Source organism: Micromonospora sp. DT201, from assembly GCF_049841575.1.
Classification (GTDB): domain Bacteria; phylum Actinomycetota; class Actinomycetes; order Mycobacteriales; family Micromonosporaceae; genus Micromonospora.
In genome coordinates this window covers 481,311-505,873 of the sequence record NZ_JBNCKP010000001.1, presented here as the reverse complement: position 1 = coordinate 505,873, position 24,563 = coordinate 481,311, and the positions used below count along the sequence as shown (strand labels likewise).

Genomic DNA, 24,563 nt, shown 5'->3' with positions numbered 1-24,563 from the left:
GCGGCTACCCTGCGCGTCATCCGGCCCGCCACTCCCCTGACCGACCGACTTGACGAGGCACGATGAGCATCAGCACCCCCGGTGGCCCTGAGCGCCGCCCGACCGTGGTCAGCACCGGCAAGAAGCCGGCCGCGGGCCGGCCGGCGTCCGGCGCCAAGGCCGGTTCCGGTAAGCCGGCGGGCTCCCCGCGGGCCGGTGGCAAGGGTCCGCGCAAGCCGGTCACCCCGGTCAAGGTGAGCCAGGGTCGGGCCTGGGGCCCGATCGCGCTCTTCGTCACGGTGGGCGTGCTCGCCGCCGGCATCATCGGGTACGGCGCGTGGGCGTCGTTCCAGGGGGCGAAGCCGTGGGACAAGCGGGCCAACGCGATCGACGGCATCTCCAACATCCGCAAGTCCGACCCGGACAGCCTGAAGTACGAGGCGCACAAGTCGGGCCCGCTGACCTGGAACTACTCGCCGCCGGTGGGTGGGGTGCACAACGCCGCCTGGCAGAACTGCATGGGTGACGTCTACGACGCCCCGATCGCCAACGAGCACGCGGTGCACAGCCTGGAGCACGGCGCGGTCTGGATCACCTACCGCCCGGACCTGCCGAAGGACCAGGTCGACAAGCTCGCCGGCAAGGTGCGTGGCGTCGAGAAGATGCTGATGAGCCCGTACGAGGGCCTGGACAAGCCGATCTCGCTGCAGGCGTGGGGCTACCAGCTCAAGCTCGACAACGCCGACGACTCGCGGATCGACGAGTTCATCAAGGACCTGCGGGTGAACGCCTCCGTCGAGGGCCCGACGGCGCTCTGCAACACGGGTATCACCGCCACCGGCACCACGCCGCGCGAGCTCCAGCAACAGCCGCCCACCCAGTAAGGACCGCAATGACTGCCCCCACCACCACCGACAGCGACTACGACGAGGTCCAGGCCGCCCAGGACGACGAGGGCGGCCGGGCCCCGGCGCGACGCTACGGCGTGCTGGCGCTCGCCATCATGGTGGTGGTGGGCCTGCTCCTCGGCTACGCCAGCGGCCTGCTCACCCCACGGCTCACCCGGCCTGGTGACGCGTCGGTCGAGGCGGGCTTCGCGCGGGACATGACGACCCACCACGCCCAAGCGGTGGAGATGAGCCTGATCGCGTACCGGTCCGCGACGCTTCCCGAGGTGCGGCAGATCGCCGTCGACATCGCCACCGGGCAGCAGGGCGAGATCGGGGCCATGCAGACCTGGCTGCGCGAATGGGACCTGAGCCCCACCGGGTCACAGCCGCCGATGTCGTGGATGTCCGACGGAGCCACGGTCAAGGACGGGCTGATGCCGGGGATGGCCACGCCGCAGCAGATGACCGCCCTGCGCGACGCTCAGGGCATCGAGGTCGACCGTCAGTTCCTGACCTTGATGTACAACCATCACCTGGGCGGCATCCACATGATCGACGCGGCGCTCGGCGAGACCGACAACGCCGAGGTGCTGCGGGTGGCACGGGTCATGAAGTCCACCCAACAGACCGAGTTGAACAACCTCAAGCAGCTCCAGGCTCAGGCCAAGGGCTGATCGACCGGACGGGCAAACCGGGCCCGCGTCACCGCCGCATGTCGGCGGGACGCGGGCCCGCGTCAATTCCCAGCTTGATCCACTCCAGATCGCCGAAGTGGGGCCATCCCCACGCTCGGATACCGCCACCTCGCCGACATGGAGTCGATCACGGACGTTGAGCGTCCCTTCCAGCGCCGAACGCATGATCGACTCGACTCCGGCAGGGGTGTGTCGTGCTCTATCGTCCTCCAATGCCCCTTACGGGCGATTCAAGCGATCCAACCGATTACGTTGCTTAGAGAGTTTTCTCCCCACATATCGTGACCAGTTGCGATTCGTGCTCGTTGCCCAAGACGTGGGGGTTGCACTCAGAGACGCACGGCGTTCGGTCACCAGCTGGTGCCGACGCCACACCATCGGCGGTGACGGGGCGGTGGCAGCCGTCCGTCGCGGACAGCGGCAGGGCGAGCCGGGATTGCTCAGCCGCGAACAGGAACTCGAACTGATCGACACACTGCGGGGCGTCCACCCCGACGAGTTCGGCCTGGACGAGGAGCTGTGGACAAGGCAGAGCCTCACCACGCTCATCCAGCGCCGGTTCGACCTGCCGCTGGATCCTGGCGCGGTCGGGGCGTACCTCAGGGCCTGGGGGTTGGGTCCGCGCGAGCCGCGCGAGCGGGCCTGCGGGCTCTGCGTCAGCGCGGTCGAGCGCTGGGTCCGCAGCGAGTACCCGGCGATCACCCGGGCCGCCCAGGAGCACGTCGCGGAGGTCTACTGGATCGGCCGGGTCCGGTTGCGCGGCACCATGCCGGCGGCCGACGTGATCTCCGCGGTCTCGTCGCGCGGCCGGGTGCGCTTCATGATCACCACGCCGACGGTCGACCCACCGCTCCCCCGCGACTTCGTGCTGCGGCTCAGCGGCGAGGAGCAGCGCACCGTGCACCTGATCGTCGACGGCTCCTGGCCGCGCAACGAGTGGCCACGCCGACTCCCCCGGCGGATCGTCCTGCACCCGCTGCCCAGTTGTGGGCGGGCGGTCGCGGCCTGAGGACCGGGTGGGCCGGCCGTCGACACGATCGGCTCACCCGATACCGATTCGGCGTACGCAGGGGAGGTTTGCTAGTCTTCTCCAGTCGCTGAGCCCCCGTAGCTCAGGGGATAGAGCACCGCCCTCCGGAGGCGGGGGCGCAGGTTCGAATCCTGCCGGGGGCACCACCGATCACCAGCACAATGAAGCCGCTGACCTGCCGAGACAGGTCAGCGGCTTTTGCACATCTGTACGACTGTGTATGGCCAAAAACGGACCTCTACGGGTGTCCGCACCAAATACGCGCCAAGTTTTTCTCCGCCCTACGTGTCGGTGACCGGGCAACCTTTGCCATAGAGATCGGCGAGGCCGTATGGCGCTGACCTTCGCATCGTTGACGTGTGGGCTGCGGGCAGACGGCTGACGACCGACGGCTGACGACCGATGACAACGTCGCCTATGTACCTTCGCTGTGCCACTACCTGCGCTGTGCCGCACCGCGGGTAGGTCAGCGCGAGATCCGGCCGGTCCGTTCCCAGAGCACTCGCCGGAGGAGATCTTCCGACAGCTTGAGGCCGACGAGACAGGCTTCCGTGAGCACTACTGGTTCATGCGGTGGAGCGAGGACGGGGGTCGAAGAACCAGGCGCCCCTTACCCGGCCGAGGCGAGGTGAGGAGCGCCCTCACGACGTGCGCCGCCCGGCTCCCTCAGGTTGAGCATTACCGGGCCCCGCGCCAGACATCCCCGTCACCGCGTCCCGTCGATTACGGCCGACCGGCAACATGAGGGCCGCAACCGTGGTGGCTATCAGCATCACAGCCGCGACGCACAAGGCGACCCGCAGACCCACAATGAACTCGCCCCGGTCCGCGACCAAGGCTCCGAAGACGGCCACGGCGAGCGCGCCGCCCGTCTGCCGGAAGCAGTTCAGAATCCCGGCGGCCATTCCGGCCCGATCTGCGGCGATGTCGTTCAGCAGGATGGCGGTCAGGGAAGGTACGAAGAAACCTAGGCCGAGGCCGACCGGGATGAGCATCGCCGCGATCACTGGTCTGCTGGTGCCCTCGTCGATCCAGAGCAGGCCGAACATCGCCAGCGCGAAGATCGCTTGTCCCGTGGCGATCGGCATCCGCGGCCCGAAGCGTGCCGCGGCCCTGGCCGAGGCCAGGTTGGCTCCGGCGATCACGGCCATCATCGGTAGGAACATCAGCCCCGCGGCCATGACGGACAGGTTCAGAACGTCCTGAAAGAACAGGCTCAGCACGAACACCAGCCCGTAGAACGCGGCATTGACGACGAAGCCGATCGCGACCGAAACCGTCACCGTGCGCGAACGGAAGAGGTCGAGCGGGACCAACGGCGCGGCGGTACGTGCCTCGATCATGATGAACGCGGCCGTCGCCACTGCGGCGAGCCCCAGGCAGCCCAACACCACGGGCTCGCCGAAGCCGTTCTCCCCTCCGTCGATCACCGCGAAGGTGAGCGCCGCGAGCGCGACGATCGCCGTGAGCTGGCCGTACGGATCGAGCGGCGTGGCACGGCGCGGCGAGCGCTCCGCGCGGGTCAACACCGCGAGGGTGGCGAGGCCGACGGGCAGGTTGACGACGAAGATCGCCCGCCAGCTCAGAGTGCTGGACAGCACCCCGCCGGCCACCGGGCCGGCGGCAACCGCGACGGCTCCGCCAACGGTCCACAGCGCGATGGCCCGTGCCCGTTCGGCCGCGTCCGGGAAGGCCTGCCGGACGAGGGCGAGCGAGGAGGGCAGCATGATCGCCGCTGCGCTTCCCTGGATCAGGCGGGCGGCGATCAGCTCGCCCAGCCCTGGCGCCAGTCCGCAGGCCGCCGAGGCGACCGTGAAGACCGCGACGCCGGCGCCGAACGCGCGGCTCGCCCCGATGCGGTCGGAGAGCGTGCCCGCGGAAAGCAGGAGTGCGGCGAACATCAGCGTGTAGGCGTCCACGATCCATTGCAGTCCCGCCGTGCTGCCGCCGAAGGTTCGCCCGATCCCGGGCAGCGCCACGTTCATCGCCATGGTGTTGAGGTTGAGCAGAAAGATGCCCATGAACGTGGTCGCCAGGATCAGCTTCGGTGCGGCCGTGCGTTTCCGGGCATCCTGTGACGGGCGGGCTGGTTCAAGAGTGGTCATCCGTCCAGACTGGTGAGGCTCGCGAGGGCGAGGCAGACCGTGATCTTCCGGGGTGCGCCACAGGTGGGTGTGGCAGGGCCAGGCTCCGGGCTGGCCCCCTGATCACACGCTGGCAGAATGACGATATGACTGAGTTCGGGAAGTTCCTGCGGGCGCGCCGTGGCGACGTACGCCCGGCAGACGTCGGAATGCCCGCCGGAACCGGCACGCGTCGTACGCCGGGACTGCGCCGGGAGGAGGTGGCGGCGCTGGCCGGTGTGAGCATCGACTACTACATACGTCTGGAACGCGGCAAGGAGACCCGTCCGAGCCCCTCCGTGGTCGAGGCGCTGGCCGACGCGCTCCGCCTCAACCAGGAGGAGAGCGGCTTCCTGCACGAGCTGGCGGCGCGGGCGGCGCGGCGTGCGCCCGAGCCCCGTCCCCTGCCGTCACGGCGGGTCCGTCCGACCGTCACGCAGCTTCTGGAGACGCTCCGGCCCAACCCGGCGTACGTCGTGAGCCGCACCAACGACCTGCTGGCGGCCAATCCCGGCGGGCTGCGGCTGCTCTACGGCATGGCTGACTGGCCGGAGCGGCAGCGGAACACCGTCCGGTACACCTTCCTGCACCCAGCTGCCCGCGAGCTGTGGGCGGACTGGGAACAGAAGGCCAAGGGGTGCGTCGCCCAGTTGCGGGCGATCGCTGGCACCGATCCGGATGCCCCGGATCTCGCCGCACTTGTAGGTGAGCTAATCGTCAAGAGCCCCGACTTCAATCGGCTCTGGGAGCGGTACGAGGTGCACACGATCGGCGACGGCGAGAAGACGCTCCGACACCCGGAGGTCGGCACGATGACGCTCTCGCACGAAGGGCTGTCCCTCAACCGCGCACAAGGCCAGCGCCTCGTCATCTACATGGCGCCGCCCGGCAGCCCGGACCACGACAAGATGACGCTCCTCGACCTCGCCGCCTCCGGCCCGTCCGTCGGTTCCCGCGAGACGGCGCCGGGTCTCACCCTCTCGGAGACAGGGCTACTAGCTTAAGTAGGAACGAGGTCTTCTCCTGATAGTGAGCGTCTGTCTCAGGCGTCCTGGGCTGCGGTTGCCTTGCGACGAGATACCAGCGCCCCCATCCTGATCGAGTAGCCGAGCTCGCGCAGCCGATCGACATCACATCGCACCGTACGCGGGCTCAGGTCCAGCCTCTCGGCCAGGAGGCCGCAACCCTTACGGGTGCTGACTAGGGGATCTGGTCAGGCTAGCCGGATGTCCTCCAGGTGGGGACGAGGCGAAACTCGGCGCCATGAACATCGATCTCGGCATCCCGTTCGCCCGCCGTCGTCGCCTGGTCGTCTCGTCGGTCCTGGCCCTCGGTCTCGCCGCGGGCACGCTGGTCGCCCCCAGCCCGTCGACAGCCACTCCACCTCTCCTGAGCCGACACAGCCTGGCCAGCGATGTTGTCACCATGGACGTCGACGACCTGCGCCAGCTGCTGCAACGCAAGCAGGTGACCTCGGTCCAACTGGTCCGCGAGTACCTGCGCCGCATCGACGCCTTCGAGGACGCCTACGGCGACCAACCCGGCATCAACGCTGTCATCACCGTCAACGACGACGCGCTCGACAAGGCCGCAAAGCTCGACGCCGAACGGCGCAAGGGCAAGGTTCGCGGACCGCTGCACGGCATTCCGATCCTGGTGAAGGACAACTACGACACACACGACATGCCGACCACCAACGGCTCGGTGGCACTCGCCGGAACCCGGCCACCCGACGACGCCACGCAGGTGGCAAGGCTGCGAGCGGCCGGCGCGATCATCATCGCCAAGGCCAACCTGCATGAGTACGCCTCCGGCATCACCACGATCAGCTCCCTCGGCGGCCAGACCCGTAACCCGTACGACCAGACCCGCAACCCCGGCGGCTCGAGCGGTGGCACAGCAGCCGGGGTGGCCGCCAGCTTCGCCCCGATCGGCATGGGCTCGGACACCTGCGGTTCGATCCGCATCCCGGCTGCCCACAACAGCCTCGTCGGGCTGCGCCCGAGCCTCGGACTGTCCAGCCGGGACGGCATCCAGCCGATGTCGGCGACTCAGGACGTTGGCGGCCCGATCGGCAAGTCGGTCATGGACGTCGCGCTGGTCCTGGACGCGACTGCCGGCTATGACGTCAAGGACCCGGTGACCGCCGCCTCGATCGGCCAGACACCGAAGAGCTACACCTCGGCGCTGAACACTGAGGCACTACGCGGTAAGCGGATCGGTGTCCTCAGCGACGTGCTGGGCACGACCGCCGTCGAGCAGCCCGCCACCGATCTCATCCGGCAGGCGGCGGCCGACATGTCCGCGCAGGGTGCCACCGTGGTCGACATCGGCCACCAGCAGCGGATCCTCGAACTGGTCGCCGGATCCGACGTGGTCAACGACGAGTTCGAGCGTGACCTCAACCGCTACCTCGCCCAACCCGGGATCACCTTCCCGGAAGGCCTGGCCAGGCTGGAGGAGCCGCGCGACCAGGTCACCCTGGCCGACATCGTCACCTCCGGCAAGGTCACTCCGGCCGTGCTCGCCACGCTGCAGGGCCGGTTGGGCCGCTCGCAGCCCACCGACGCGTACGTCCAGCGGCTGCTGACCCGCACCGAGCTGCAGAACGCACTGCGCGAGCTCATCACGAGCCTCGACCTCGACGCCATCCTCTACCCCACCGTCATGCAGCAGGCCACGAAGATTCCACAGATCCAGCCGGGCAGCACCTGCCCCTTGTCGGCCAACACCGGCTTCCCGGCATTGACCGTGCCAGCCGGGTTCACCCCCGACCACATGCCGATCGGAGTCGAACTTCTCAGCCTGCCGTTCACCGAGCCCACCCTGCTCGCCATGGCCTACGACTACGAACAGGCCACCCAGCATCGCAGGCCGCCGGCCAGCACCCCAGCCCTGAACCACTGATTCGGACGAGGCCGACCAGGTCGTGTGGGGTCAGGTCGCCGTCGACTACGACCCCTCCTGACCGACCCCGCCAAGGCCAGCGAGCGCAGGTGATCAAGAATGTCGCCATGCTGTTTCTCGTGTTGCTCCTCGCCGCACTCGCCGGGGCGGTCACCGCGACGGTCCTCGCCGTCCGTGGCATCAAATCGGCGTTCCGGAGAGGCGAGCGCGACCGGCGGGGTTGGCTGCGGACGGTGGCGCTCCTCGCCGGTGCCGGCACCGTCGCCATGTACGCGTGGGGGCTGCTCCACCTCGGCTACGCGGTAATGCGGGCGGAGGACGGCGGCGCCGGTTCCTTCCCGATCGAACCCTGTCGGGAGGCCGGGCCGCAGCGGGCGAGCCAGGTCAACGGGTACGAGGTCAGCTACCTGCCGATCCGCTTCGAGTGCCGCCTCAGCGGCGGCGGCACCTATGTCACCTCATCCGTGCCCGGGTACGTCAACCCGACCACGACCGCCCTCGGGTTGATCACCGCCGTCTTTGGAGTCCTCGCCGCCAGGATGGCAGAGCGCGAGCCGTCGCCGCCGGTCGCGTAGACGTTCGACCGGCGGCGACGGCTCGCGCTCAACTGCCGACGTACGCCGCCAGGTGCTCGCCGGTGAGGGTGGAACGGGCGGCGACGAGGTCGGCGGGTGTGCCCTCGAAGACGATCCGGCCACCGTCGTGCCCGGCGCCGGGGCCGAGGTCGATGATCCAGTCGGCGTGCGCCATGACCGCCTGGTGATGCTCGATGACGATCACCGACTTGCCGGCGTCGACGAGGCGGTCGAGCAGGCCGAGCAGTTGCTCGACGTCGGCCAGGTGCAGGCCGGTGGTCGGCTCGTCGAGGACGTAGGTGCCGCCCTTTTCGGCCATGTGGGTGGCCAGCTTGAGTCGCTGCCGCTCGCCGCCGGACAGGGTCGTGAGCGGTTGGCCCAGGCTGAGGTAGCCGAGCCCGACGTCGGCGAGGCGGTCGAGGATGGCGTGCGCGGCCGGCGTACGCGCCTCGCCGGCGCCGAAGAACTTCTCGGCCTCCGCCACCGACATCGCGAGCACCTCACTGATGTCGCGACCGCCGAAGCGGTATTCCAGCACCGATGCCTGGAACCGCTTGCCCTCGCAGTCCTCGCAGGGTGCAGCGACACCGGCCATCATCCCCAGGTCGGTGTAGATGACGCCGGCGCCGTTGCAGCTCGGGCAGGCACCCTCGGAGTTGGCGCTGAACAGCGCCGGCTTCACACCGTTGGCCTTCGCGAACGCCTTGCGGATCGGGTCGAGCAACCCGGTGTACGTGGCCGGGTTGCTCCGCCGCGAGCCACGGATCGCGCCCTGGTCGATCGACACCACACCCGCCCCGGCGGGGATCGAGGAGTGCACCAGGGAGCTCTTGCCGGAGCCGGCGACACCGGTCACGACGACGAGCACCCCGAGCGGTACGTCGACGTCGACGTCGTGCAGGTTGTTGGCCGTCGCACCACGGATCTCCAGCTTGCCGGTGGGGGTACGCACCGTCTCCTTGAGAGCCGCCCGGTCGTCGAGGTGGCGGCCGGTGATGGTGCCGCTGGCCCGCAGGCCTTCCAGGGCGCCCTCGTAGCAGACGGTGCCGCCGTCCGCGCCTGCTCCGGGCCCGAGATCGACAACGTGGTCGGCGATGGCGATGGCCTCCGGCTTGTGTTCCACGACCAGCACGGTGTTGCCCTTGTCGCGCAGCTGTAGCAGCAGCTCGTTCATCCGCTGGATGTCGTGCGGGTGCAGCCCGATCGTCGGCTCGTCGAAGACGTAGGTGACGTCGGTGAGCGAAGAGCCGAGGTGGCGGATCATCTTGGTGCGCTGCGCCTCGCCGCCCGAGAGGGTGCCCGACGGCCGGTCGAGCGAGAGATAGCCCAACCCGATCTTCTCGAACGAGTCGAGGAGGTGTTGCAGCCCTGCCAGCAACGGGGTCACCGAGGGCTCCTCGATTTCCCGTACCCAGGCGGCGAGGTCGCTGATCTGCATCGCGCAGGCGTCGGCGATGTTCTTACCCTTGATCTTCGACGACCGCGCTTCCTTGCTGAGCCTGGTGCCGGCACAGTCGGGACAGGTCGTGAAGGTCACCGCCCGCTCCACGAAGGCGCGGATGTGCGGCTGCAACGCGTCGATGTCCTTGGCGAGGAAGGACTTCTGGATCTGCGGGATCAGGCCCACGTACGTCAGGTTGATCCCGTCGACTTTGATCTTGGTTGGTTCTCGGTGGAGAAGGTCCTGCAGCTCCCGCTTGTTGTACTTGCTGATCGGCTTGTCCGGGTCGAAGTAGCCGCAGCCACGGAAGATCCGGCCGTACCAGCCCTCCATGCTGTAACCCGGAATCGTGATCGCGCCCTCGTTGAGCGACAGGCTGTCGTCGTACAGCGCCGACAGGTCGATGTCGGTGACCGCACCCATCCCCTCGCAACGCGGACACATGCCGCCGAGACGACTGAAGGTCGCCCTCTCGGTCTTCGTCTTGCCGGCGCCGCGATCGACGGTGATCGCGCCGGTGGCCTTCACCGAGGGGACGTTGAAGGAGTACGCGTTGGGCGAACCGATGTGCGGCTGCCCGAGCCGGCTGAACAGGATGCGCAGCATCGCGTTGGCGTCGGTGGCGGTGCCGACGGTGGATCGCGAGTTCGCGCCCATCCGTTCCTGGTCCACGATGATCGCCGTCGTCAGGCCATCCAGCAGGTCGACCTCGGGCCGCGCCAGCGTCGGCATGAAGCCCTGCAAGAAGGCGCTGTAGGTCTCGTTGATCATCCGCTGCGACTCGGCGGCGATGGTGCCGAACACCAACGAGCTCTTGCCGGAGCCGGAGACGCCCGTGAACACCGTCAGCCGGCGCTTCGGGATCTCAACGCTGACGTCCTTGAGGTTGTTGACCCGCGCGCCCTGCACCCGGATCAGACCGTGGCTGTCGGCAACGTGTGGCGCGGACGGCTGGGTGGCCGAGCTCATCGTGTCTCCATCTGTCGTGCCGGATTATCAGCGCGTTTCCTGGATGCGGACCATATTGCCCGCAGGGTCCCGGAAGGCACAGTCGCGTACGCCGTACGGCTGCTCGGTCGGCTCCTGGACGACCTCGGCGTCGCTGGCCTCCAACTTCGCGAAGGTGGCATCGAGGTCGGCGGTGGCCAGGTTGACGCCGAAGTAGCTGCCCTTGGCCATCAGTTCGAGGATGGTCTGCCGCTCGTCGTCGGTGATGCCCGGGTTGGCGGCCGGCGGGTGCAGGACGATGGCCGTGCTGGGCTGGTCGGGCGGCCCGACGGTGATCCAGCGCATTCCCTCGTATCCGACGTCGAGGCGGACCTCGAAACCGAGGATGTCGCGATAGAAGGCCAGGGAGGCATCCGGGTCGGTGTGCGGAAGGAAGCTCGAGTGAATGGTGATGTCCATGGCCGTCACGCTAGCTGCGGCGTCGTGACCTGCGCTTCTCGATTCCTGATCGGTCTTGTCACCTGCTTCGCCACGCAGGACGGCATCCCCGCCGTCGCCTGCGCCGCCTCACGGCGGTAGACGCTCGGCGGCACACCGACCAGCTCGGTGAAACGTGTGCTGAAAGTGCCCAACGACGAACAGCCGACCGCGAAACAGACCTCGGTGACGCTGAGGTCACCACGACGCAGGAGCGCCATCGCCCGCTCGATCCGCCGCGTCATGAGATAGCTGTACGGAGATTCGCCATAGGCGAGCCGGAACTCACGGCTGAGGTGCCCGGACGACATGTGCGCGCCCCGGGCGAGCGCCTCGACGTCCAGCGGAGACGCGTACTCCCGGTCGATCCGGTCGCGGACCCGGCGCAGCCGCGCGAGGTCGCTGAGTCGCTGCGTCGCGTCGGGTTTGCTTGTCACCTGGAAAATCGTGCCACAACCCCCCGTCAATCGGCCTGCCGCCGGGCGCGGGCCCGGCGCTTTCCCTCGTGCATGGCCTGCACCCGGGCCACCGGGATGGTCCGGCCCTCGGCCACCAGGTCGGCGGGGAGCGGCTGCGGCGCCGGCATCAGCGCGGCCCACGGATCACCGTCGCCGAGCAGCGCCGGCGCGGTCCGGATGGTGAAGTCGGCGGGGGCCACCTCGGTCAGGTCGGCCCAGTCGACCGGGAAGGAGACCGGCGTCCCGGGTCGCAGTCGAGGGCTGTACGCAGCCGCCACGGTCGCCCCGCCGGCGCGGGTGGCGTCCACGAAGACCCGACCACCCCGGTCCTCCTTGATGTACGCCGTGGTGGCCAGCGCCGGGTCGAGCCGCTCGGTGCGGACGGCGAGCGCCCGGGTGGCTGCGGCCAACTCCTCCGCCGTCGGCTCGTCGGCCACCGGGACGAAGACGTGCACGCCCTTGGCACCGCTGGTCTTGACCGCACCGGCCAGGCCGGCATCGGCGAGTGCCTGGCGGACCAGCAGGGCCGCGGCGACGGCCGCGCGGAAGCCGTCGCCCTCCGGTGGGTCCAGGTCGAGCACCAGGTGGGTCGGGCGGTGCGGATCCGCCGCAGTGGCCAATGTCGGGTGGTACTCGACCGCGCGCTGGTTGGCGAACCAGAGCAGGGTGCGACGGTCGTCGCAGAGGGCGTACGAGATCTCCCGCTGCGACGCCTCGGCCCAGACCGGCACCCGGCGGACCCAGTCCGGGGTGTAGCGGGGCAGGTTCTTCTGCATGAACGGCGGCTGGCCGGGGCGGACCCGGATCACCGACAGCGGCCGGCCCCGCAGCTGCGGGAGGATCCGCTCACTGACCGCGTCGAGGTAGTCCACCAGGTCACGCTTGGTCGCGTCGTCGCGGTCGGACAGCGGCTGGTCCAGGTTGGTCAGGGCCACGCCGTCCCGGGATTCGTCAGCCTCACTCACCCGACCACCCTCCCGGCCCCGGTGTCGTCGGTCAACCTGACGTGCCGATCGGATCCGGCGGGCCGGGTGCCAGACAACGTGCTCAGCGCTACCAGCAACGCGGCGACCACCAGGGCAGCCGCCACGGCGAACGCCATCCGATAGCCGCCGGCCAGCGCGGCCGTCTCGGCCCAGCCGGCAGCCCGCAAGCCGTCACTGCGGGCGGCGGCCAGGGTGGCCAGCGCGGCCAGGCCGACCGCACCGCCGACCTGCTGGGTGGTGTTGGCCAGTCCGGAGGCGAGCCCGGCGTCCGCGTCGGTCGCGCCGGCCATGGCCAGGGTGGTGACGGCCGGCAGGGTCAGACCGCCGGCCACCCCGAAGACCAGCATCGCGGGGAGTACGTCGGCGACGTAGGCACCGTCGGCGGGCAGCCGGGCGAGCAGCAGGAAGCCGATGACTGCCAGGCCGAGCCCGGCCAGCAGCACGGTCCGTGCGCTCCAGCGGGCGATCAGCCGACCGGCCAGGCCCAGCGATACCACCGCGATCACGACCGGGGTGGGCAGGAAGGCCCAGCCGGTCGCGGCCGCGTCCAGCCCGAGCACCAGTTGCAGCTCCACGGCGAGCAGAAACTGGAAGCCGAAGTACGCAGAGATCATGAGGAACTGCACGGCGTTCGCCGCCACCAGACCCGGGACCCGCAGCACTCGCGCCGGCAGCAGCGGGGTCGCCGCGACCCGTTGGCGGAGCGCGAACCCGCCGAGCAGCAGTGCCGCGAGGGCCACCGCGCCGAGGGTTCGGGGGCTGGTCCAGCCGTGCTCGCCCGTTCCCACGATGCCGAGCACGGCGGCCATCAGACCGGCGGTGGCGAGCAGTGCACCGGGCAGGTCCAGGCCGGCCCGCAGGCCGATCCCCTGTTCGGCGGGGAGCCTGCGGACGGCCGCGAGCAGGATGGCCGCCCCGATCGGCAGGTTGACCAGGAAGATCGCCCGCCACCCGGCCACCTCGGTGAGCACCCCGCCGGCGACTGTGCCGACCGACGCACCGGCCGCACCGGTGAAGCTGAAGACGGCGATGGCGCGGGCACGCTCGGCCGGTTCGGGATAGAGCCGGACGATCATGCCGAGGCTGACCGCCATGGCCAGCGCCCCGCCGATGCCCTGGCCGAACCGCGCGCCCACCAGCAGGGTCGGCCCGGTGGCAACCGCGCAGGCCAGCGAGGCCAGCGTGAACAGCGCGACGCCGGCCAGGAAGACCCCCCGCCGGCCGAGCAGGTCGCCAAGCCGGCCGGCGAGCAGCAACAGCCCGCCGAACGCGACCAGGTACGCGTTGACCACCCAGGCCAGGCCAGCGGCGGTGAAGCCCAGGTCGCGTTGCACGGCGGGCAGCGCCACCGCCACGACTGTGCCATCCAAGATGATCATCAGGCTGCCAGCGCAGAGCACCAGCAGCGCTGGCCAGCGGGACGGAACGACGCGGTCCATGAAACCCCTCCTTGGTGCACGCTTTGTTACTGAGGTCATCGTCTGTGACCATGGAGCGGAGCGGAAGGAGGCACTGTGATGTCCCAGAGGAACAGCGATGTGTCCGCGCTGGTCGAGGCCGAGTTGACCTGTGCACCCGAGAACGTGCCGTTCGCCCCGGGTCAGGCTCGGGCGTGCACCGTCCGCCAGGTGCTCGACCGGGTCGGCGGCAAGTGGAGCATCGGGATCCTGGTGGCCGCCTCGAACGGGCCGGTGCGCTTCACTGAGCTGGAGCGGCACATCGAGGGGATCAGCCGCCGGATGCTCACGCTGACGCTGCGCAACCTGGAACGTGACGGCCTACTGCACCGCACGGTCTATCCGACAGTTCCGCCCAAGGTCGAGTACACCGCCACCCCGATGGCGCTGGAGCTGTACGAGTCGCTGGTGGCGCTGACCGCCTGGGCCGAGCGGCACCGTCGCACCATTGCCGAGGCGCGGACCAGGTACGACGCCGAGCGCAGCGGCTAATCCGACGCCGGCTGTGGGGAACACCACCAAGGATTTCTGACCGATCGGTCAGGGTCTGACCGATCGGTCAGGCATGCTGGTCTGCGGGGGTGGGCCAATGATGGCGAGAGCGGTGTCCGAGACGCACGGCGAGATCCTCGCCGCAGCAGCGCGACGATTCGCGGTGACCGGCTACCGGGGCACCTCCCTGCAGGACATCGCCCGCGAGGTCGGCTGCTCCAAGGCCACCGTGCTCTACCACTTCGCCAACAAGGAAGCCCTGCTCGCCGAGCTGATGGCACCGGCCATCGCCGTGCTGCAAGACCTCGACAGCCAGCTCACCAACCTGACCGGGGCGTCCGCCCAGGAGGTCGCCGCAACTGGCTTCGTCGACCTGGCGGTCCGGTTCCGGCGGGAGATCGCGGTGCTGCGCGGCGAGTTCCCGGAGCTGCTGTGCCAGCCACCCTTCGCGCACATCCAGCGGATCTCCGAACGGCTGCGGGACGCGTTGGCCGGGCACTCCGACCGGCCGGGACCCCGGATCGCCGCGCTGGTGCTGCTCGCCGGCATCTCCGAGGCTTGCGCCGAATTCGTCGACATCCCCGACGACGAGCTGCGCGCCGCCCTGCTCACCCTCGTCCGGCGGGCCATCGAACCCGTCGACGCACACCTGCCCCGACAACCCACGACCGAGGACAAGGACTCCTGATGGCCACCCTGCTCTACCGGCTTGGCCGGGGCGCGCTGCGTCGGCGACGGCTCGTCGTCGCGCTCTGGCTCGTCGTACTCGTCGTCGCCGGCCTGGCCGCGGCGACCCTGCGCGGCCCGACGGCGAGCAACTTCACCATGCCCGGCACCGAGAGCCAGCGCGCGCTCGACCTGCTCACCGAGCAGTTCCCCGCAGCCAGCGGCGCCACCGGCACCATCACGATCAAGGCACCCGCTGACGGCCAACTGACCACCCCGCAGGGCCAGGCCGTGGTGCAGGAGCTCGTCCAGCAGGCCTCGGCACTGCCCGGCGTGGTCGGCGCGGTCAACCCGTTCCAGGTCGGCGCGGTCACGCCCAACGGCCGGTACGCGCTGGTCCAGGTCCAGTTCGCGACCGGCGGGGACGACGTGACCGACGCGCAGCGCACCGCGTACGAGCAGGTTGGCGCATCGGCCAAGGCGCAGGGTTGGCAGGTCGCCCCGGGCGGTGAGGTGCTGGGCGGCGAGCCGGAGATCGGCTCCACCGAGGCGCTCGGCGTCCTGGTCGCCGCGATCGTCCTGATCATCACGTTCGGCTCACTCGTCGCCGCCGGAATGACCATGCTCAACGCGCTGATCGGTGTCGGTGCCGGGATGGCCGGGCTGTTCGCGCTGAGCGGCGCCGTCCAGCTCACCAGCACCGCCCCGATCCTGGCGCTGATGCTCGGTCTCGCGGTCGGCATCGACTACTCACTGTTCATCACCTCCCGGCACCGGCAGAACCTGCTCGACGGCCTGTCCCCGGAGGAGGCGGTCGGCCGTGCCGTGGGCACCGCCGGCTCCGCAGTGGTCTTCGCGGGCGCCACCGTGGTCATCGCGCTGGCCGGGCTTGCCGTAGTCAACATCCCGTTCCTCACCGTGATGGGTCTCGCCGCCGCTGGCACGGTCACCGTCGCGGTCCTCGTCGCGATCACCCTCCAGCCGGCACTGCTCGGCTTCGCCGGTCGCCGGGTACTCCCCCGCCGACTGCGCGCGATCGCCACCGACGGCACGACTGCCGACACCACCGCACCGGCCCACCAGACGGACACCGCGACCGAGGACCAGTCCCGGTTCGGGTTCCGTTGGGCGCGGCTGGTCACCCGATTCCGCGTACCGGTCATCCTGGTCGGCCTGCTCGGCCTGGGCCTGCTCGCGCTGCCCACGCCGGACATGCGGCTGGCCCTGCCGGGCGCCTCGACGGCGGCAGTCGGCTCACCCGCCCGGGTGGCGAACGACCTGACCACCGAGGGTTTCGGAGCGGGCTTCACCGGCCGGCTCGCGGTCGTGGTCGCCGGTGACACGCCACAGGCCACGTCGGCCGCCGTGCCGCAGGTGACCGCGCTGGTGCAGCGCACCAAGAATGTTCTCGCGGTGGCGCCGGCCCAGCTCAGCCCGGACGGCCGGACCGCGCTGCTCGGTGTGATCCCGAAGACCGGCCCGACCGACGAGGCCACCGAGACCCTGGTCCACGACATCCGCGGCTCGGTCGGCGGGATCCGCGACGCGGACGTGCTCCTCACCGGTGTCACGGCGATCGGCATCGACGTCTCCGAGAAGCTCTCCGACGCGCTACCGATCTACCTGCTGCTGGTGGTCGGGCTCTCGGTGCTGCTGCTGATGCTGGTGTTCCGCTCGCTGCTGGTGCCGGTCAAGGCCGCGCTGGGCTTCCTGCTCACCGTCGCCGCCACGTTCGGCATCACGGTGGCGGTCTTCCAGCAGGGGCACCTCGCCAACCTGGTCGGCCTGGACACGCCGGGGCCGCTGATCAGCTTCCTGCCGATCCTGCTCATCGGCATCCTGTTTGGGCTGGCGATGGACTACGAAGTGTTCCTGGTGTCCCGGATGCGGGAGGACTTCGTACACGGCAAGTCTGCCCGGCAGGCCACCATCAGCGGCATGGGACACGGCGCGCGGGTGGTCACGGCCGCCGCGCTGATCATGATCTCGGTCTTCGGGAGCTTCGTCTTCCTGGAGGACCCGGTGATCAAGTCGATGGGCTTCGCGCTCGCCATTGGCGTCGCGATCGACGCGTTCGTGGTCCGGATGACCATCGTCCCGGCGGTGATGTCACTACTCGGCGACCGCGCCTGGTGGCTGCCGAGGTGGCTCAACCGCGCTCTCCCGAACGTCGACATCGAAGGCGCAGGCCTCCACACCCATCTGGAAGACCGCACCCCGACGCACGTCTGACCCCAACCGACAGTGGAGGTGTGGTGCCCGAGGGTGCCACACCTCCATTACGTCAGACGCCTGCTGGGTAGGTCTCCATCTCGCCGGGGAGCGCCGGGACCGGCAGCGGGTGTAGCGCCGTGGTCTCGTCGCACCAGATGAACGCGTCGTAGCGGTCGCCCAGCCGGGTCGGCACGTAGTTGCCCCAGGACTCGAAGGACGGGTCGTAGACGACTCCGATCGCCCGGTGGTCCGCGGTGTCGGTCACCCAGCTGGGCTGGTCGTCACCGCCGAAGATCAGCACCGCTCGTTCCGGCATCAGCTCGTGCAGCCGCCGTTCGATCGACCCCTCCCGCGCCGGGGGCACCACCATCGGCTCGGAAGGCGAGCCCCACCGGGGAGCGGCGATCACCGTGCCCCGGTAGCTGCCGAAGCCGATCAGGGCCACCGCGTCGTCGCCGTGCCGTTCCCGGGCCAGCTGACCAATGTTGACCATCCCGTCCGCGGCCATGTCGGTCGCGCGGGCATCCCCGACGTGCGTGTTGTGCGCCCAGACGATCCCCCGGGCGTCCGGACCGTAGCGGTCCAGCAGCCGGTCCAGGGTGTCCTGCATGTGGGTGTCGCGGATGTTCCACGAGTCCGGCCCACCGGCCACCATCGCCCGGTAGTAGCGCTCCGCCCCGGCCACCACCTCCGCGTTCTGCCAGGCAGAGAAACGATCCGGACCGTCGGAGAGGGCGTGTTCACGGGTCCGGGCGAGCAGCCGGACAACTTCCTCCTCGCAACGGGCGGAGACGAACCGGCTGGCCGCGCCGTACTCCTCGACCCTCTTGCCGTACGGCTCGAAGCAGCGGTACGCGTCCTGTGCCGCCTCCAGCGACGTCGGGTCCTCCTCCCCCAGGTAGTCGAAGATCGCCTGCATCGACTCCCAGAGGCTGTACACGTCGAGCCCGTGGAACCCGGCGCGTCGATCCTCCGGACGCTCCACATTCCAGGCCCGCAGCCAGCTGGTGAACCGGGCCACCTCGGCGTTGGCCCACATCCAGGTCGGCCACCGCTCGAACTGCTCGAGCGCGAGCTGCGGCTCAAGTGCGCCGCCGGGCGCGGCAGTGACCGAACGGTGCACTCGATCACAGTCCGGCCAGTCGCCCTCAACGGCGACAAAGGAGAAGCCGCACTCCGCGATCAATCGGCGGGTGAGCTGCTCACGTAACCGGTAGTAGTCGTAGCTGCCGTGGGTGGACTCGCCGATCATCACCACCCGGGCGTCTCGAACGCGCTCCAGCAATGGGTCGAAATCGCTCGGCGCGCCGAGCCGCTGAACCAGCATGCCAGCGGCTACCCGACCGCCGCTGCGGCAAACCGTGGGCGCGTCGCGGGCCGACACGCCGGCCGCTTGGGCCGTCGTGCGAGCCGACCGGGACGGTGTACGCCCACAGCGAGCGGGTAGCCGGCCGACATGACCGTCACCGGGGTTCAGCTGCAGGAGTACCTGGCCGGGCTCGACTACGCCGCGCTGACCACCATCTCCTGACCTGCGGGTCAGCTCGTTGCCGAACATCTGACGGGTCTACACGGTGCGGTCGCGTGCATGCCGACGCGAGTTCACCCTGGGTCACTACCTTTCATGATCAACATCCACTTCTTTCGAAGGGATGTCGGTGACCCAGGTAAGGAACACAATGCCCACTCCGCACAGCAACGATCAGGCTGTCAGCCGGCGCCTACTTCTTGGCGCGGCCGGCGTCACGCTCGGCACCCTGGCCGCGCCCGGCCTGCTCGCGACCGCCGCGACCGCCGCGCCCGCCGGGCCTCCCGCGCCTCCTGGGCCTCCTGGCAAGCCCCACCCGCAGGCCCCGCAGGGGTTCGCCCTGGTCTCCGACACCCACCTCAACCCCACCGCGCCGGCCCGCACCGACACCATGCGGGCCGTGTTCCAGGCCATCGCCGAACGCGACCCGGCCGCGGTGCTGCACTGCGGAGACATCACCGATTCCGGTACGCCCGCACAGATCGCCCTCTACAAGTCGACTGTTCCGGCGGAACTCGCCGACCGCATCCACTACACCCCCGGCAACCACGAAGTGCGGTGGGACGTCTCCGCCAAGGAGGAGTACCACCGGGCGTTCGGCGCCAGCCAACAGTCGTTCGACGTCTGCGGCGTACACGTGGTCGCGCTCGACCCGACGATGCTGCTGCAGGAGCCGGGCCACTTCGGCGGGGCCCTGCTGGACTGGTTGGAGAAGGACCTCCGCCGGGTCCGGAAGAACACCCCCATCGTGATCTTCCAGCACCACCCGGTCGGGGACGCCTGGTTCTACGCCGACGACCAGGACCGTTTCCTGGAACTGGTCGAGCGGTACGACGTACGGGTGATCTTCGCCGGGCACGTGCACGCCGAGGCGGTGCGGCCGATGAATGGCCTGGTCGAGATCACCCTCAAGGCGGTGAAGGACAGCCCGCACTACTACTGGACCGAGCGCACGGACAACGGGCCCGGAAAGCAGCAGCTGGTGGTGACCCGGGTCGACCTGCTCGCCACCGGCGGCACCACCACCACGACCGTGGCGACTGTCCCGCTGACCGGCGCAGGACCGGGCGCCGACGTCGAGCCGGCCACCTTCCAGGTCTCCGACGCCGGGGCGGCATTCGCCGTCCAGGCCACCTTCGGTCGGAAAACTCCGGTGGCCGTACGTGCCCACGTGTTGGCGGAGACCGCCTTCAGCGGCAGCGTCAACACGCCCTTCACCGAGCTGACCCGCACCGGGGCGCACTGGAAGACCTCGCTGGACGCCACGGCCCTGCCGCCGGGCACTCACCAGGTGCGGCTGCGCGCCGTCGCCGACGACGGGAGCTGGTGGGACTCCGTCCGCACGGTTCAGCTGGCCGGCGCCGGCCCCCGGGTGGCCTGGGAGACCGCTCTGGACGGCGCGGTGCAGGGAGCGCTCAGCACCGAAGGCGACCTGGTGGTGGCGGGTTCGACCGGGGGCGCCGTCACCGCGTGGTCGATGCGGCACGGTCGGGCGAAGCAGCGGTGGACGGTCCGGAACGGCCCGGTCTACCGGGAGCCGTTGCTCGCCGACTCGACGGTCTTCGTCCCCGGTGCCGACCACACGGTGACCGCGCTGGACGCCGGGACGGGTCGGCGCCGTTGGCAGGTCCGTACTGCCGAGCCGGTCCTCTCCACACCGTCGCTGGCCCGGATCGACGGCAGGGGTGTACTCCTGGTGGCGGCCGGCACGACGCTGCTCGCGCTCGACCCGGCAACCGGCCACGAGCACTGGCACGCCGCGATCGGCGGGTTCGCCGCCGGCCGTCCCGCTTGCGACGGAGAACGGGTGTACGTCGGTGCGGGTGACGCCCGTGCCCACGCGTTCGACGCCCGCACCGGTGCCCCGCTCTGGGCCTTCACCACGCGCGCGGCGACAGACCCGAACACGGCGTTGCTCTACGGCCCGTGGGACGACCGGACGGTGCTGGTGCCGAACGGTCCCGTCGTGGTGTCGTCGGTCTCCGCGACGTGGGGTCTGGACCGGGCGACCGGTGCCGCACTCTGGTCGGTTTCCGGCTCGTCGATGTACGCCGGCCCGCGACTGGCGACGGTCGGCGGGTCGACCGCGCTGCTGCTGAACCAGGAGCGCGGAGCGACGCTGCTCGTCGACGCGATGAGCGGGGCGATCCGCTGGCAGACCCAGTTGGGCTTCCCGGTCTTCAACTCCGGTGCCGTCGTAGACGGCGAAACCGCATGGGTGCTCGGCGTCAACAGCCAGGTCGGCGCGTTGGACCTGAACACCGGCACCCTGGACCGGCTGGTGAAGCTCGGTACCGGCTACAGCTTCTCCACGCCGGTGTTGGTCGGCGGTCAACTGGTCGCCGCCGACCAGAACGGCCGGGTACGCGGCGTCGACCTCGCCTGAGGGTCCGGGAGGGGCCCCTCGTCACAGGGGCTCCTCCCCTGCTGCCGTCAGGCAGGGACGACGACTGTGCGGGATTCGGTGCGGGCGGTTTCGGCGGCGGCGAGGATGCCGACGACCTCGCGGCCGAAGCGCACGTCGCAGCGGTGATCCCGGGTGCCGGCCTGCACCTGCTCGACGAGTTGGTCGATCGCGACGCCGAACGCGGTGGCGGCGTCGTTCTCGCCGAACGGGACGGTTTCGATGCCGTTCTCGCCGTAGAACACGAATTCCCGGGCCATCGACTCCGTCGGGGCGTCCAGGGAGAGCGAGGCGCTGCTTGTGGCACCGCCCTCGTGGGTGAGCAGCAGGTGCACCATCCCGCTCGGCCCGTCCATCGCCGCCACCTGGGTCACCCGACCCAGCACCGGCAAGAGGATGGAGAGCGCATGCGGGGCGATGTCCCAGAGTGCGCCGTGCTCCCGACGCCACAGCGAACCGCCATACGGGCTGCCGTCCTGGAAGATCGAGGCGAACGCGGTGGTCCGACCGTGCTGCCAACCCCCGGCGGCAGCGGTGGAGGCGAGGAACGCGGTGACGTTCGGCTGGAACCGCTGGGTGAAGAAGACGACCGAGGCGACCCCGGACTCCTCGACGGCTGCCACAACCCGATCGGCGTCGGCCACACTGAGCGCCAGCGGCTTGTCCAGCAGCAGGTGCCGGCCGGCGGCGGCCGCCCGGACCGCGATGTCAGCCTGAATGTCCGGCGGCAGGGCGACGGCGACCGCTTCGCACTCCTCGATCAGCGCGTCGACGTCGGCGAAGGCGGGTACCCCGTACAGCTCAGCCAGCACGGAGGCCCGCTCCGGGTTACGCCCCCACACCCCGACCAACTGCGCGTCCGGGTGCGCGTGCAGCGCCTTGCCGTGTGTCTCGATCGCCCAGTGACCGGTGCCGAACAAGCCGAACCGCAGCACGTGTACCTCCACCATTTCCCCCCGCCGCGACAACGCCGCGGACGTGATCCACGCTAGTCGCCGCACCAGGGGCACCGGCGGCGGGTCGACCAACCGAAGCAGCTCACGTCCCGTGCCGCTCGGGCGCGACATGGTACGGCCAGTGCCTGTAGAGCTGCCCCAGATATGGGGCGCCACGCACGATCCCCGACCCGACCACTCACCCGGCCCCACGCACGATCCTCGGCCCGGCTCCGCCCACGACACGCCACGCACGGACCCGCCCCACTCACGAGACGTCACGCACGATCCCCGACCCGGCCACTCACCCGGCCCCACGCACGGTCCCGACCCGCCCCACCCACCGGGCGCCCCACGCCCGATCCCCGACTCGCCCCAGCTACGGAACGCCACGCACGGTCCCAGCCCCCCGCCCACAGAACGCCACGCACGGTCCCGGGCCCGACGCCCCACCCACCGAGCCAGGCGCGATCCCGCACCCGCCCTCGCTCACCGGGCCCCACGCATGGTCCCGGACGCGCCCCACTCGTGGGGCAGCTCTACAGCGAGCGGCGGAGCCACCGACGGTGGCACGCGGCGGGGTGTCGAGGCGGGGGCACCGAGGCGGGGGCACCGAGGCGGGGGCACCGAGGCGGGGGCACCGAGGCGGGGGCACCGAGGCGGGGTCAGCTGTTTACTACGACGGTTAGTAGGCTGTGCCGGTGACCGAGGCAACGACCAGGTGGGGCCGATGACCAGCGCGGCGGCGGCGAACTCGCCGGTGGACGGGGTCCTGGCGACGGCATCGATCGTGCTGTCGCTGCTCGTCGCGGTGTGGGCGCTGGTGGCAGCGGTACGCCACCGGCCGCCGGACCGGGTGCAGTTCATCGGCCTGGGCCTCCTCGAACTCGCGCTGCTCGTGTTGAGCGTGCTGGCCCTGGTCGCGGTCGGCGGCGGGGACCGGCCCGGTGAGCCCGGCGCCTTCTTCGGCTACCTGGTCACGCTTGTGTGCCTGCCACCGCTGGCCTGGGTGCTGGCCCGGATGGAGCCGACCCGTTGGGGTTCGGCGATCGTCTGTGCGGTCTGCCTGGTGGCCCCGGTGGTGGTGCTCCGGTTGCAGCAGACCTGGGAGGTGCTCGGTGGTTGAGACACGACCGGCCGTACGTGCCACGAACGCCGGCCCGGGCCGGTTGCTGATCGCGGTCTACCTGCTCTTCGCCATCGCGGCGACCAGCCGGGCTGGCCTGCAGATCGCCACCCGGTTCGACGAGGCGCCGGTGGCGTACCTGTTGTCCGGGCTGGCCGCTCTCATCTACATCGTGGCGGCGGTGGGGTTGGCCCGCGCCGGGCACACCGGCCGACGGGTCGCGCTGGCGTGCTGCTCCGTGGAGCTGGTCGGGGTGGTGGTGGTCGGCATCCTGAGCGTGGTCGACAAGGAGCTCTTCCCGGACGAGACGGTCTGGTCGCAGTTCGGCAGCGGGTACGGCTACATCCCACTGGTGCTGCCGGTGCTCGGCCTGATCTGGCTCTGGCGCACCCGCCGCGCCCCCGCCTGACCCAGCGACGAGGGCGTCCCTTCCTCGAAGGAGCGCCCTCGCCGGTGTGCGAGTCAGTCCCGTGGGCCGCCAGCGACGTAGATGACCTGCCCGGAGACGAAACCGGCACCCTCGCTGGTCAGGAACGAGATGGTGTGCGCGACGTCCTCCGGCCGCCCCGGGCGACGCACCGGGATCTCGGCTGCGGCGTGCTTCTGGAAGTCGTCGAAGTCGACCTTCATGCGCGCCGCGGTGGCCGCCGTCATGTCGGTGACGATGAAGCCGGGTGCGACCGCGTTGACGGTCACCCCGAACGGCCCCAACTCGATGGCGAGCGTCTTGGTGAAGCCCTGCAGACCAGCCTTGGCGGCGGCGTAGTTCGCCTGGCCGCGGTTGCCCAGGGCAGAGGTGCTGGAGAGGTTGACGATCCGCCCCCACTTGCGGTCCACCATGTGCTTCTGAGCGGCCTGGCTGAACAGGAACGCGCCGCGCAGGTGCACCCCCATCACCGTGTCCCAGTCGGCGTTGGTCATCTTGAACAGCAGGTTGTCGCGGAGCACGCCGGCGTTGTTGATCAGCACAGTGGGCGCGCCCAGTTCAGCGGCGACACGGGCCACCGCCGCCTCGACCTGATCCCGGTCGGAGACGTCGGCACCCACACCGAGCGCCCGGCCACCGGCGCCGGCGATGGCGTCCACCGTCTCCTTGGTCGCCGCTTCCTCGATGTCGACCACGGCGACGACCATCCCGTCGGCGGCGAGCCGTCGGGCGGTGGCCGCGCCGATACCGCGTGCGGCTCCGGTGACGATGGCGACGCGGGGCTCCTCCGACATGATTACCTCCC

20 protein-coding genes, 1 tRNA gene and 2 pseudogenes are annotated in these 24,563 nt (G+C 70.2%); 13 read left to right on the top strand and 10 right to left on the bottom strand.

Features of this window, described 5'->3' with window-relative positions; genetic code table 11:
- Positions 1–62: 62 nt before the first annotated feature.
- The 4 genes from ACLQ28_RS02510 to ACLQ28_RS02495 all read left to right on the top strand — a co-directional run bounded on the left by ACLQ28_RS02510 (position 63) and on the right by ACLQ28_RS02495 (position 2,740).
- Positions 63–863 carry a DUF3105 domain-containing protein gene (locus ACLQ28_RS02510; RefSeq protein WP_425684543.1) on the top strand — a complete coding sequence of 267 codons (801 nt, stop codon included), beginning with the start codon at positions 63–65 and terminating at the stop codon, positions 861–863.
- Between the two features lie 8 nt (positions 864–871).
- A complete protein-coding gene (locus tag ACLQ28_RS02505; RefSeq protein ID WP_425684542.1) occupies positions 872–1,543 on the top strand; it encodes a DUF305 domain-containing protein in 672 nt (223 codons plus the stop codon).
- A gap of 337 nt (positions 1,544–1,880) precedes the next feature.
- Positions 1,881–2,573, top strand: a complete 693-nt coding sequence (locus ACLQ28_RS02500; RefSeq protein ID WP_425684763.1) for a winged helix-turn-helix domain-containing protein — start codon at positions 1,881–1,883, stop codon at positions 2,571–2,573.
- A gap of 92 nt (positions 2,574–2,665) precedes the next feature.
- Positions 2,666–2,740 (top strand) — tRNA-Arg (locus ACLQ28_RS02495).
- Positions 2,741–3,235: 495 nt separating this feature from the next.
- Here ACLQ28_RS02495 and ACLQ28_RS02490 read toward each other — a convergent pair.
- Positions 3,236–4,615 (bottom strand): MFS transporter, encoded by a 1,380-nt coding sequence (locus tag ACLQ28_RS02490; protein WP_425684762.1) that lies wholly within the window; start codon positions 4,613–4,615, stop codon positions 3,236–3,238.
- A gap of 209 nt (positions 4,616–4,824) precedes the next feature.
- Between ACLQ28_RS02490 and ACLQ28_RS02485 the strand changes: the two genes are divergently transcribed.
- On the top strand, positions 4,825–5,721 hold the full coding sequence (locus ACLQ28_RS02485; RefSeq protein ID WP_425684541.1) for a helix-turn-helix transcriptional regulator: 897 nt from the start codon (positions 4,825–4,827) through the stop codon (positions 5,719–5,721).
- A gap of 92 nt (positions 5,722–5,813) precedes the next feature.
- Here ACLQ28_RS02485 and ACLQ28_RS02480 read toward each other — a convergent pair.
- A pseudogene (locus ACLQ28_RS02480) lies at positions 5,814–5,894 on the bottom strand (HTH domain-containing protein); the annotation flags it as partial.
- Positions 5,895–5,980: 86 nt separating this feature from the next.
- Between ACLQ28_RS02480 and ACLQ28_RS02475 the strand changes: the two are divergent.
- Positions 5,981–7,624 (top strand): amidase, encoded by a 1,644-nt coding sequence (locus ACLQ28_RS02475; protein WP_425684540.1) that lies wholly within the window; start codon positions 5,981–5,983, stop codon positions 7,622–7,624.
- Positions 7,625–7,713: 89 nt separating this feature from the next.
- Positions 7,714–8,199, top strand: a complete 486-nt coding sequence (locus ACLQ28_RS02470; RefSeq protein WP_425684539.1) for a hypothetical protein — start codon at positions 7,714–7,716, stop codon at positions 8,197–8,199.
- A 28-nt stretch (positions 8,200–8,227) separates the two neighbouring features.
- Here ACLQ28_RS02470 and ACLQ28_RS02465 read toward each other — a convergent pair whose 3' ends face one another.
- Genes ACLQ28_RS02465 through ACLQ28_RS02445 form a run of 5 tightly spaced genes read right to left on the bottom strand, consistent with a single transcriptional unit; the run spans position 8,228 to position 13,948 of the window.
- Positions 8,228–10,609: an ATP-binding cassette domain-containing protein gene (locus ACLQ28_RS02465; RefSeq protein WP_425684538.1), complete on the bottom strand. Its 2,382-nt coding sequence runs from the start codon at positions 10,607–10,609 to the stop codon at positions 8,228–8,230.
- A 27-nt stretch (positions 10,610–10,636) separates the two neighbouring features.
- On the bottom strand, positions 10,637–11,047 hold the full coding sequence (locus ACLQ28_RS02460; protein WP_425684537.1) for a VOC family protein: 411 nt from the start codon (positions 11,045–11,047) through the stop codon (positions 10,637–10,639).
- Between the two features lie 5 nt (positions 11,048–11,052).
- Positions 11,053–11,502 carry a helix-turn-helix transcriptional regulator gene (locus tag ACLQ28_RS02455; protein WP_425684536.1) on the bottom strand — a complete coding sequence of 150 codons (450 nt, stop codon included), beginning with the start codon at positions 11,500–11,502 and terminating at the stop codon, positions 11,053–11,055.
- Positions 11,503–11,528: 26 nt separating this feature from the next.
- Entirely contained in the window at positions 11,529–12,488 is a 960-nt protein-coding gene (locus ACLQ28_RS02450; RefSeq protein ID WP_425684535.1) for a DNA polymerase domain-containing protein, read from the bottom strand.
- Positions 12,485–13,948: an MFS transporter gene (locus ACLQ28_RS02445; protein WP_425684534.1), complete on the bottom strand. Its 1,464-nt coding sequence runs from the start codon at positions 13,946–13,948 to the stop codon at positions 12,485–12,487. The genes ACLQ28_RS02450 and ACLQ28_RS02445 overlap by 4 nt, the downstream gene beginning before the upstream one ends.
- A gap of 75 nt (positions 13,949–14,023) precedes the next feature.
- Here ACLQ28_RS02445 and ACLQ28_RS02440 point away from each other — a divergent pair, with 75 nt between their 5' ends.
- From ACLQ28_RS02440 to ACLQ28_RS02430, 3 genes are all read left to right on the top strand, one after another.
- Positions 14,024–14,458: a winged helix-turn-helix transcriptional regulator gene (locus ACLQ28_RS02440; RefSeq protein WP_425684533.1), complete on the top strand. Its 435-nt coding sequence runs from the start codon at positions 14,024–14,026 to the stop codon at positions 14,456–14,458.
- 100 nt (positions 14,459–14,558) lie between these two features.
- Positions 14,559–15,146 (top strand): TetR/AcrR family transcriptional regulator, encoded by a 588-nt coding sequence (locus tag ACLQ28_RS02435; RefSeq protein ID WP_425684761.1) that lies wholly within the window; start codon positions 14,559–14,561, stop codon positions 15,144–15,146.
- Positions 15,146–17,356, top strand: a complete 2,211-nt coding sequence (locus tag ACLQ28_RS02430; protein ID WP_425684532.1) for an MMPL family transporter — start codon at positions 15,146–15,148, stop codon at positions 17,354–17,356. Before ACLQ28_RS02435 ends, ACLQ28_RS02430 begins: the two co-directional genes overlap by 1 nt.
- A 52-nt stretch (positions 17,357–17,408) precedes the next feature.
- On the opposite strand, the gene ACLQ28_RS02425 is transcribed toward ACLQ28_RS02430, so the two are convergent.
- Positions 17,409–18,665, bottom strand: a complete 1,257-nt coding sequence (locus ACLQ28_RS02425; RefSeq protein WP_425684531.1) for an erythromycin esterase family protein — start codon at positions 18,663–18,665, stop codon at positions 17,409–17,411.
- Positions 18,666–19,017: 352 nt separating this feature from the next.
- On the opposite strand from ACLQ28_RS02425, the gene ACLQ28_RS02420 reads away from it, so the two are divergent.
- Positions 19,018–21,252 (top strand): PQQ-binding-like beta-propeller repeat protein, encoded by a 2,235-nt coding sequence (locus ACLQ28_RS02420; protein WP_425684530.1) that lies wholly within the window; start codon positions 19,018–19,020, stop codon positions 21,250–21,252.
- A gap of 47 nt (positions 21,253–21,299) precedes the next feature.
- On the opposite strand, the gene ACLQ28_RS02415 is transcribed toward ACLQ28_RS02420, so the two are convergent.
- Positions 21,300–22,202, bottom strand: coding sequence for a Gfo/Idh/MocA family protein (locus ACLQ28_RS02415; protein ID WP_425684760.1), 903 nt, complete (start codon positions 22,200–22,202; stop codon positions 21,300–21,302).
- Positions 22,203–22,935: 733 nt separating this feature from the next.
- Between ACLQ28_RS02415 and ACLQ28_RS02410 the strand changes: the two genes are divergently transcribed.
- Together ACLQ28_RS02410 and ACLQ28_RS02405 are read left to right on the top strand one after the other, a co-directional pair.
- Positions 22,936–23,331 (top strand): hypothetical protein, encoded by a 396-nt coding sequence (locus ACLQ28_RS02410; protein ID WP_425684529.1) that lies wholly within the window; start codon positions 22,936–22,938, stop codon positions 23,329–23,331.
- Positions 23,324–23,821, top strand: a pseudogene (locus tag ACLQ28_RS02405) (hypothetical protein). The gene ACLQ28_RS02410 and the pseudogene ACLQ28_RS02405 overlap by 8 nt, the downstream one beginning before the upstream one ends.
- Here the strand turns inward: ACLQ28_RS02405 and fabG are convergent.
- On the bottom strand, positions 23,794–24,552 hold the full coding sequence (fabG, locus tag ACLQ28_RS02400) for a 3-oxoacyl-ACP reductase FabG (RefSeq protein WP_425684528.1): 759 nt from the start codon (positions 24,550–24,552) through the stop codon (positions 23,794–23,796). The pseudogene ACLQ28_RS02405 and the gene fabG sit on opposite strands and share 28 nt — an antisense overlap.
- Positions 24,553–24,563 lie beyond the last annotated feature (11 nt).

Excerpts from the sequence above, each read along its gene's own strand:
- ACLQ28_RS02435 (WP_425684761.1), top strand. The coding sequence starts at position 14,559 with ATGGCGAGAGCGGTGTCCGAGACGCACGGCGAGATCCTCGCCGCAGCA.
- ACLQ28_RS02490 (WP_425684762.1), bottom strand. The coding sequence starts at position 4,615 with ATGGGCATCTTTCTGCTCAACCTCAACACCATGGCGATGAACGTGGCG.
- ACLQ28_RS02485 (WP_425684541.1), top strand. The coding sequence starts at position 4,825 with ATGACTGAGTTCGGGAAGTTCCTGCGGGCGCGCCGTGGCGACGTACGC.
- ACLQ28_RS02460 (WP_425684537.1), bottom strand. The coding sequence starts at position 11,047 with ATGGACATCACCATTCACTCGAGCTTCCTTCCGCACACCGACCCGGAT.
- ACLQ28_RS02475 (WP_425684540.1), top strand. The coding sequence starts at position 5,981 with ATGAACATCGATCTCGGCATCCCGTTCGCCCGCCGTCGTCGCCTGGTC.
- ACLQ28_RS02445 (WP_425684534.1), bottom strand. The coding sequence starts at position 13,948 with ATGGACCGCGTCGTTCCGTCCCGCTGGCCAGCGCTGCTGGTGCTCTGC.
- ACLQ28_RS02465 (WP_425684538.1), bottom strand. The coding sequence starts at position 10,609 with ATGAGCTCGGCCACCCAGCCGTCCGCGCCACACGTTGCCGACAGCCAC.
- ACLQ28_RS02430 (WP_425684532.1), top strand. The coding sequence starts at position 15,146 with ATGGCCACCCTGCTCTACCGGCTTGGCCGGGGCGCGCTGCGTCGGCGA.
- ACLQ28_RS02505 (WP_425684542.1), top strand. The coding sequence starts at position 872 with ATGACTGCCCCCACCACCACCGACAGCGACTACGACGAGGTCCAGGCC.
- ACLQ28_RS02410 (WP_425684529.1), top strand. The coding sequence starts at position 22,936 with ATGACCAGCGCGGCGGCGGCGAACTCGCCGGTGGACGGGGTCCTGGCG.
- ACLQ28_RS02425 (WP_425684531.1), bottom strand. The coding sequence starts at position 18,665 with ATGCTGGTTCAGCGGCTCGGCGCGCCGAGCGATTTCGACCCATTGCTG.
- ACLQ28_RS02420 (WP_425684530.1), top strand. The coding sequence starts at position 19,018 with ATGCCCACTCCGCACAGCAACGATCAGGCTGTCAGCCGGCGCCTACTT.
- ACLQ28_RS02510 (WP_425684543.1), top strand. The coding sequence starts at position 63 with ATGAGCATCAGCACCCCCGGTGGCCCTGAGCGCCGCCCGACCGTGGTC.
- fabG (WP_425684528.1), bottom strand. The coding sequence starts at position 24,552 with ATGTCGGAGGAGCCCCGCGTCGCCATCGTCACCGGAGCCGCACGCGGT.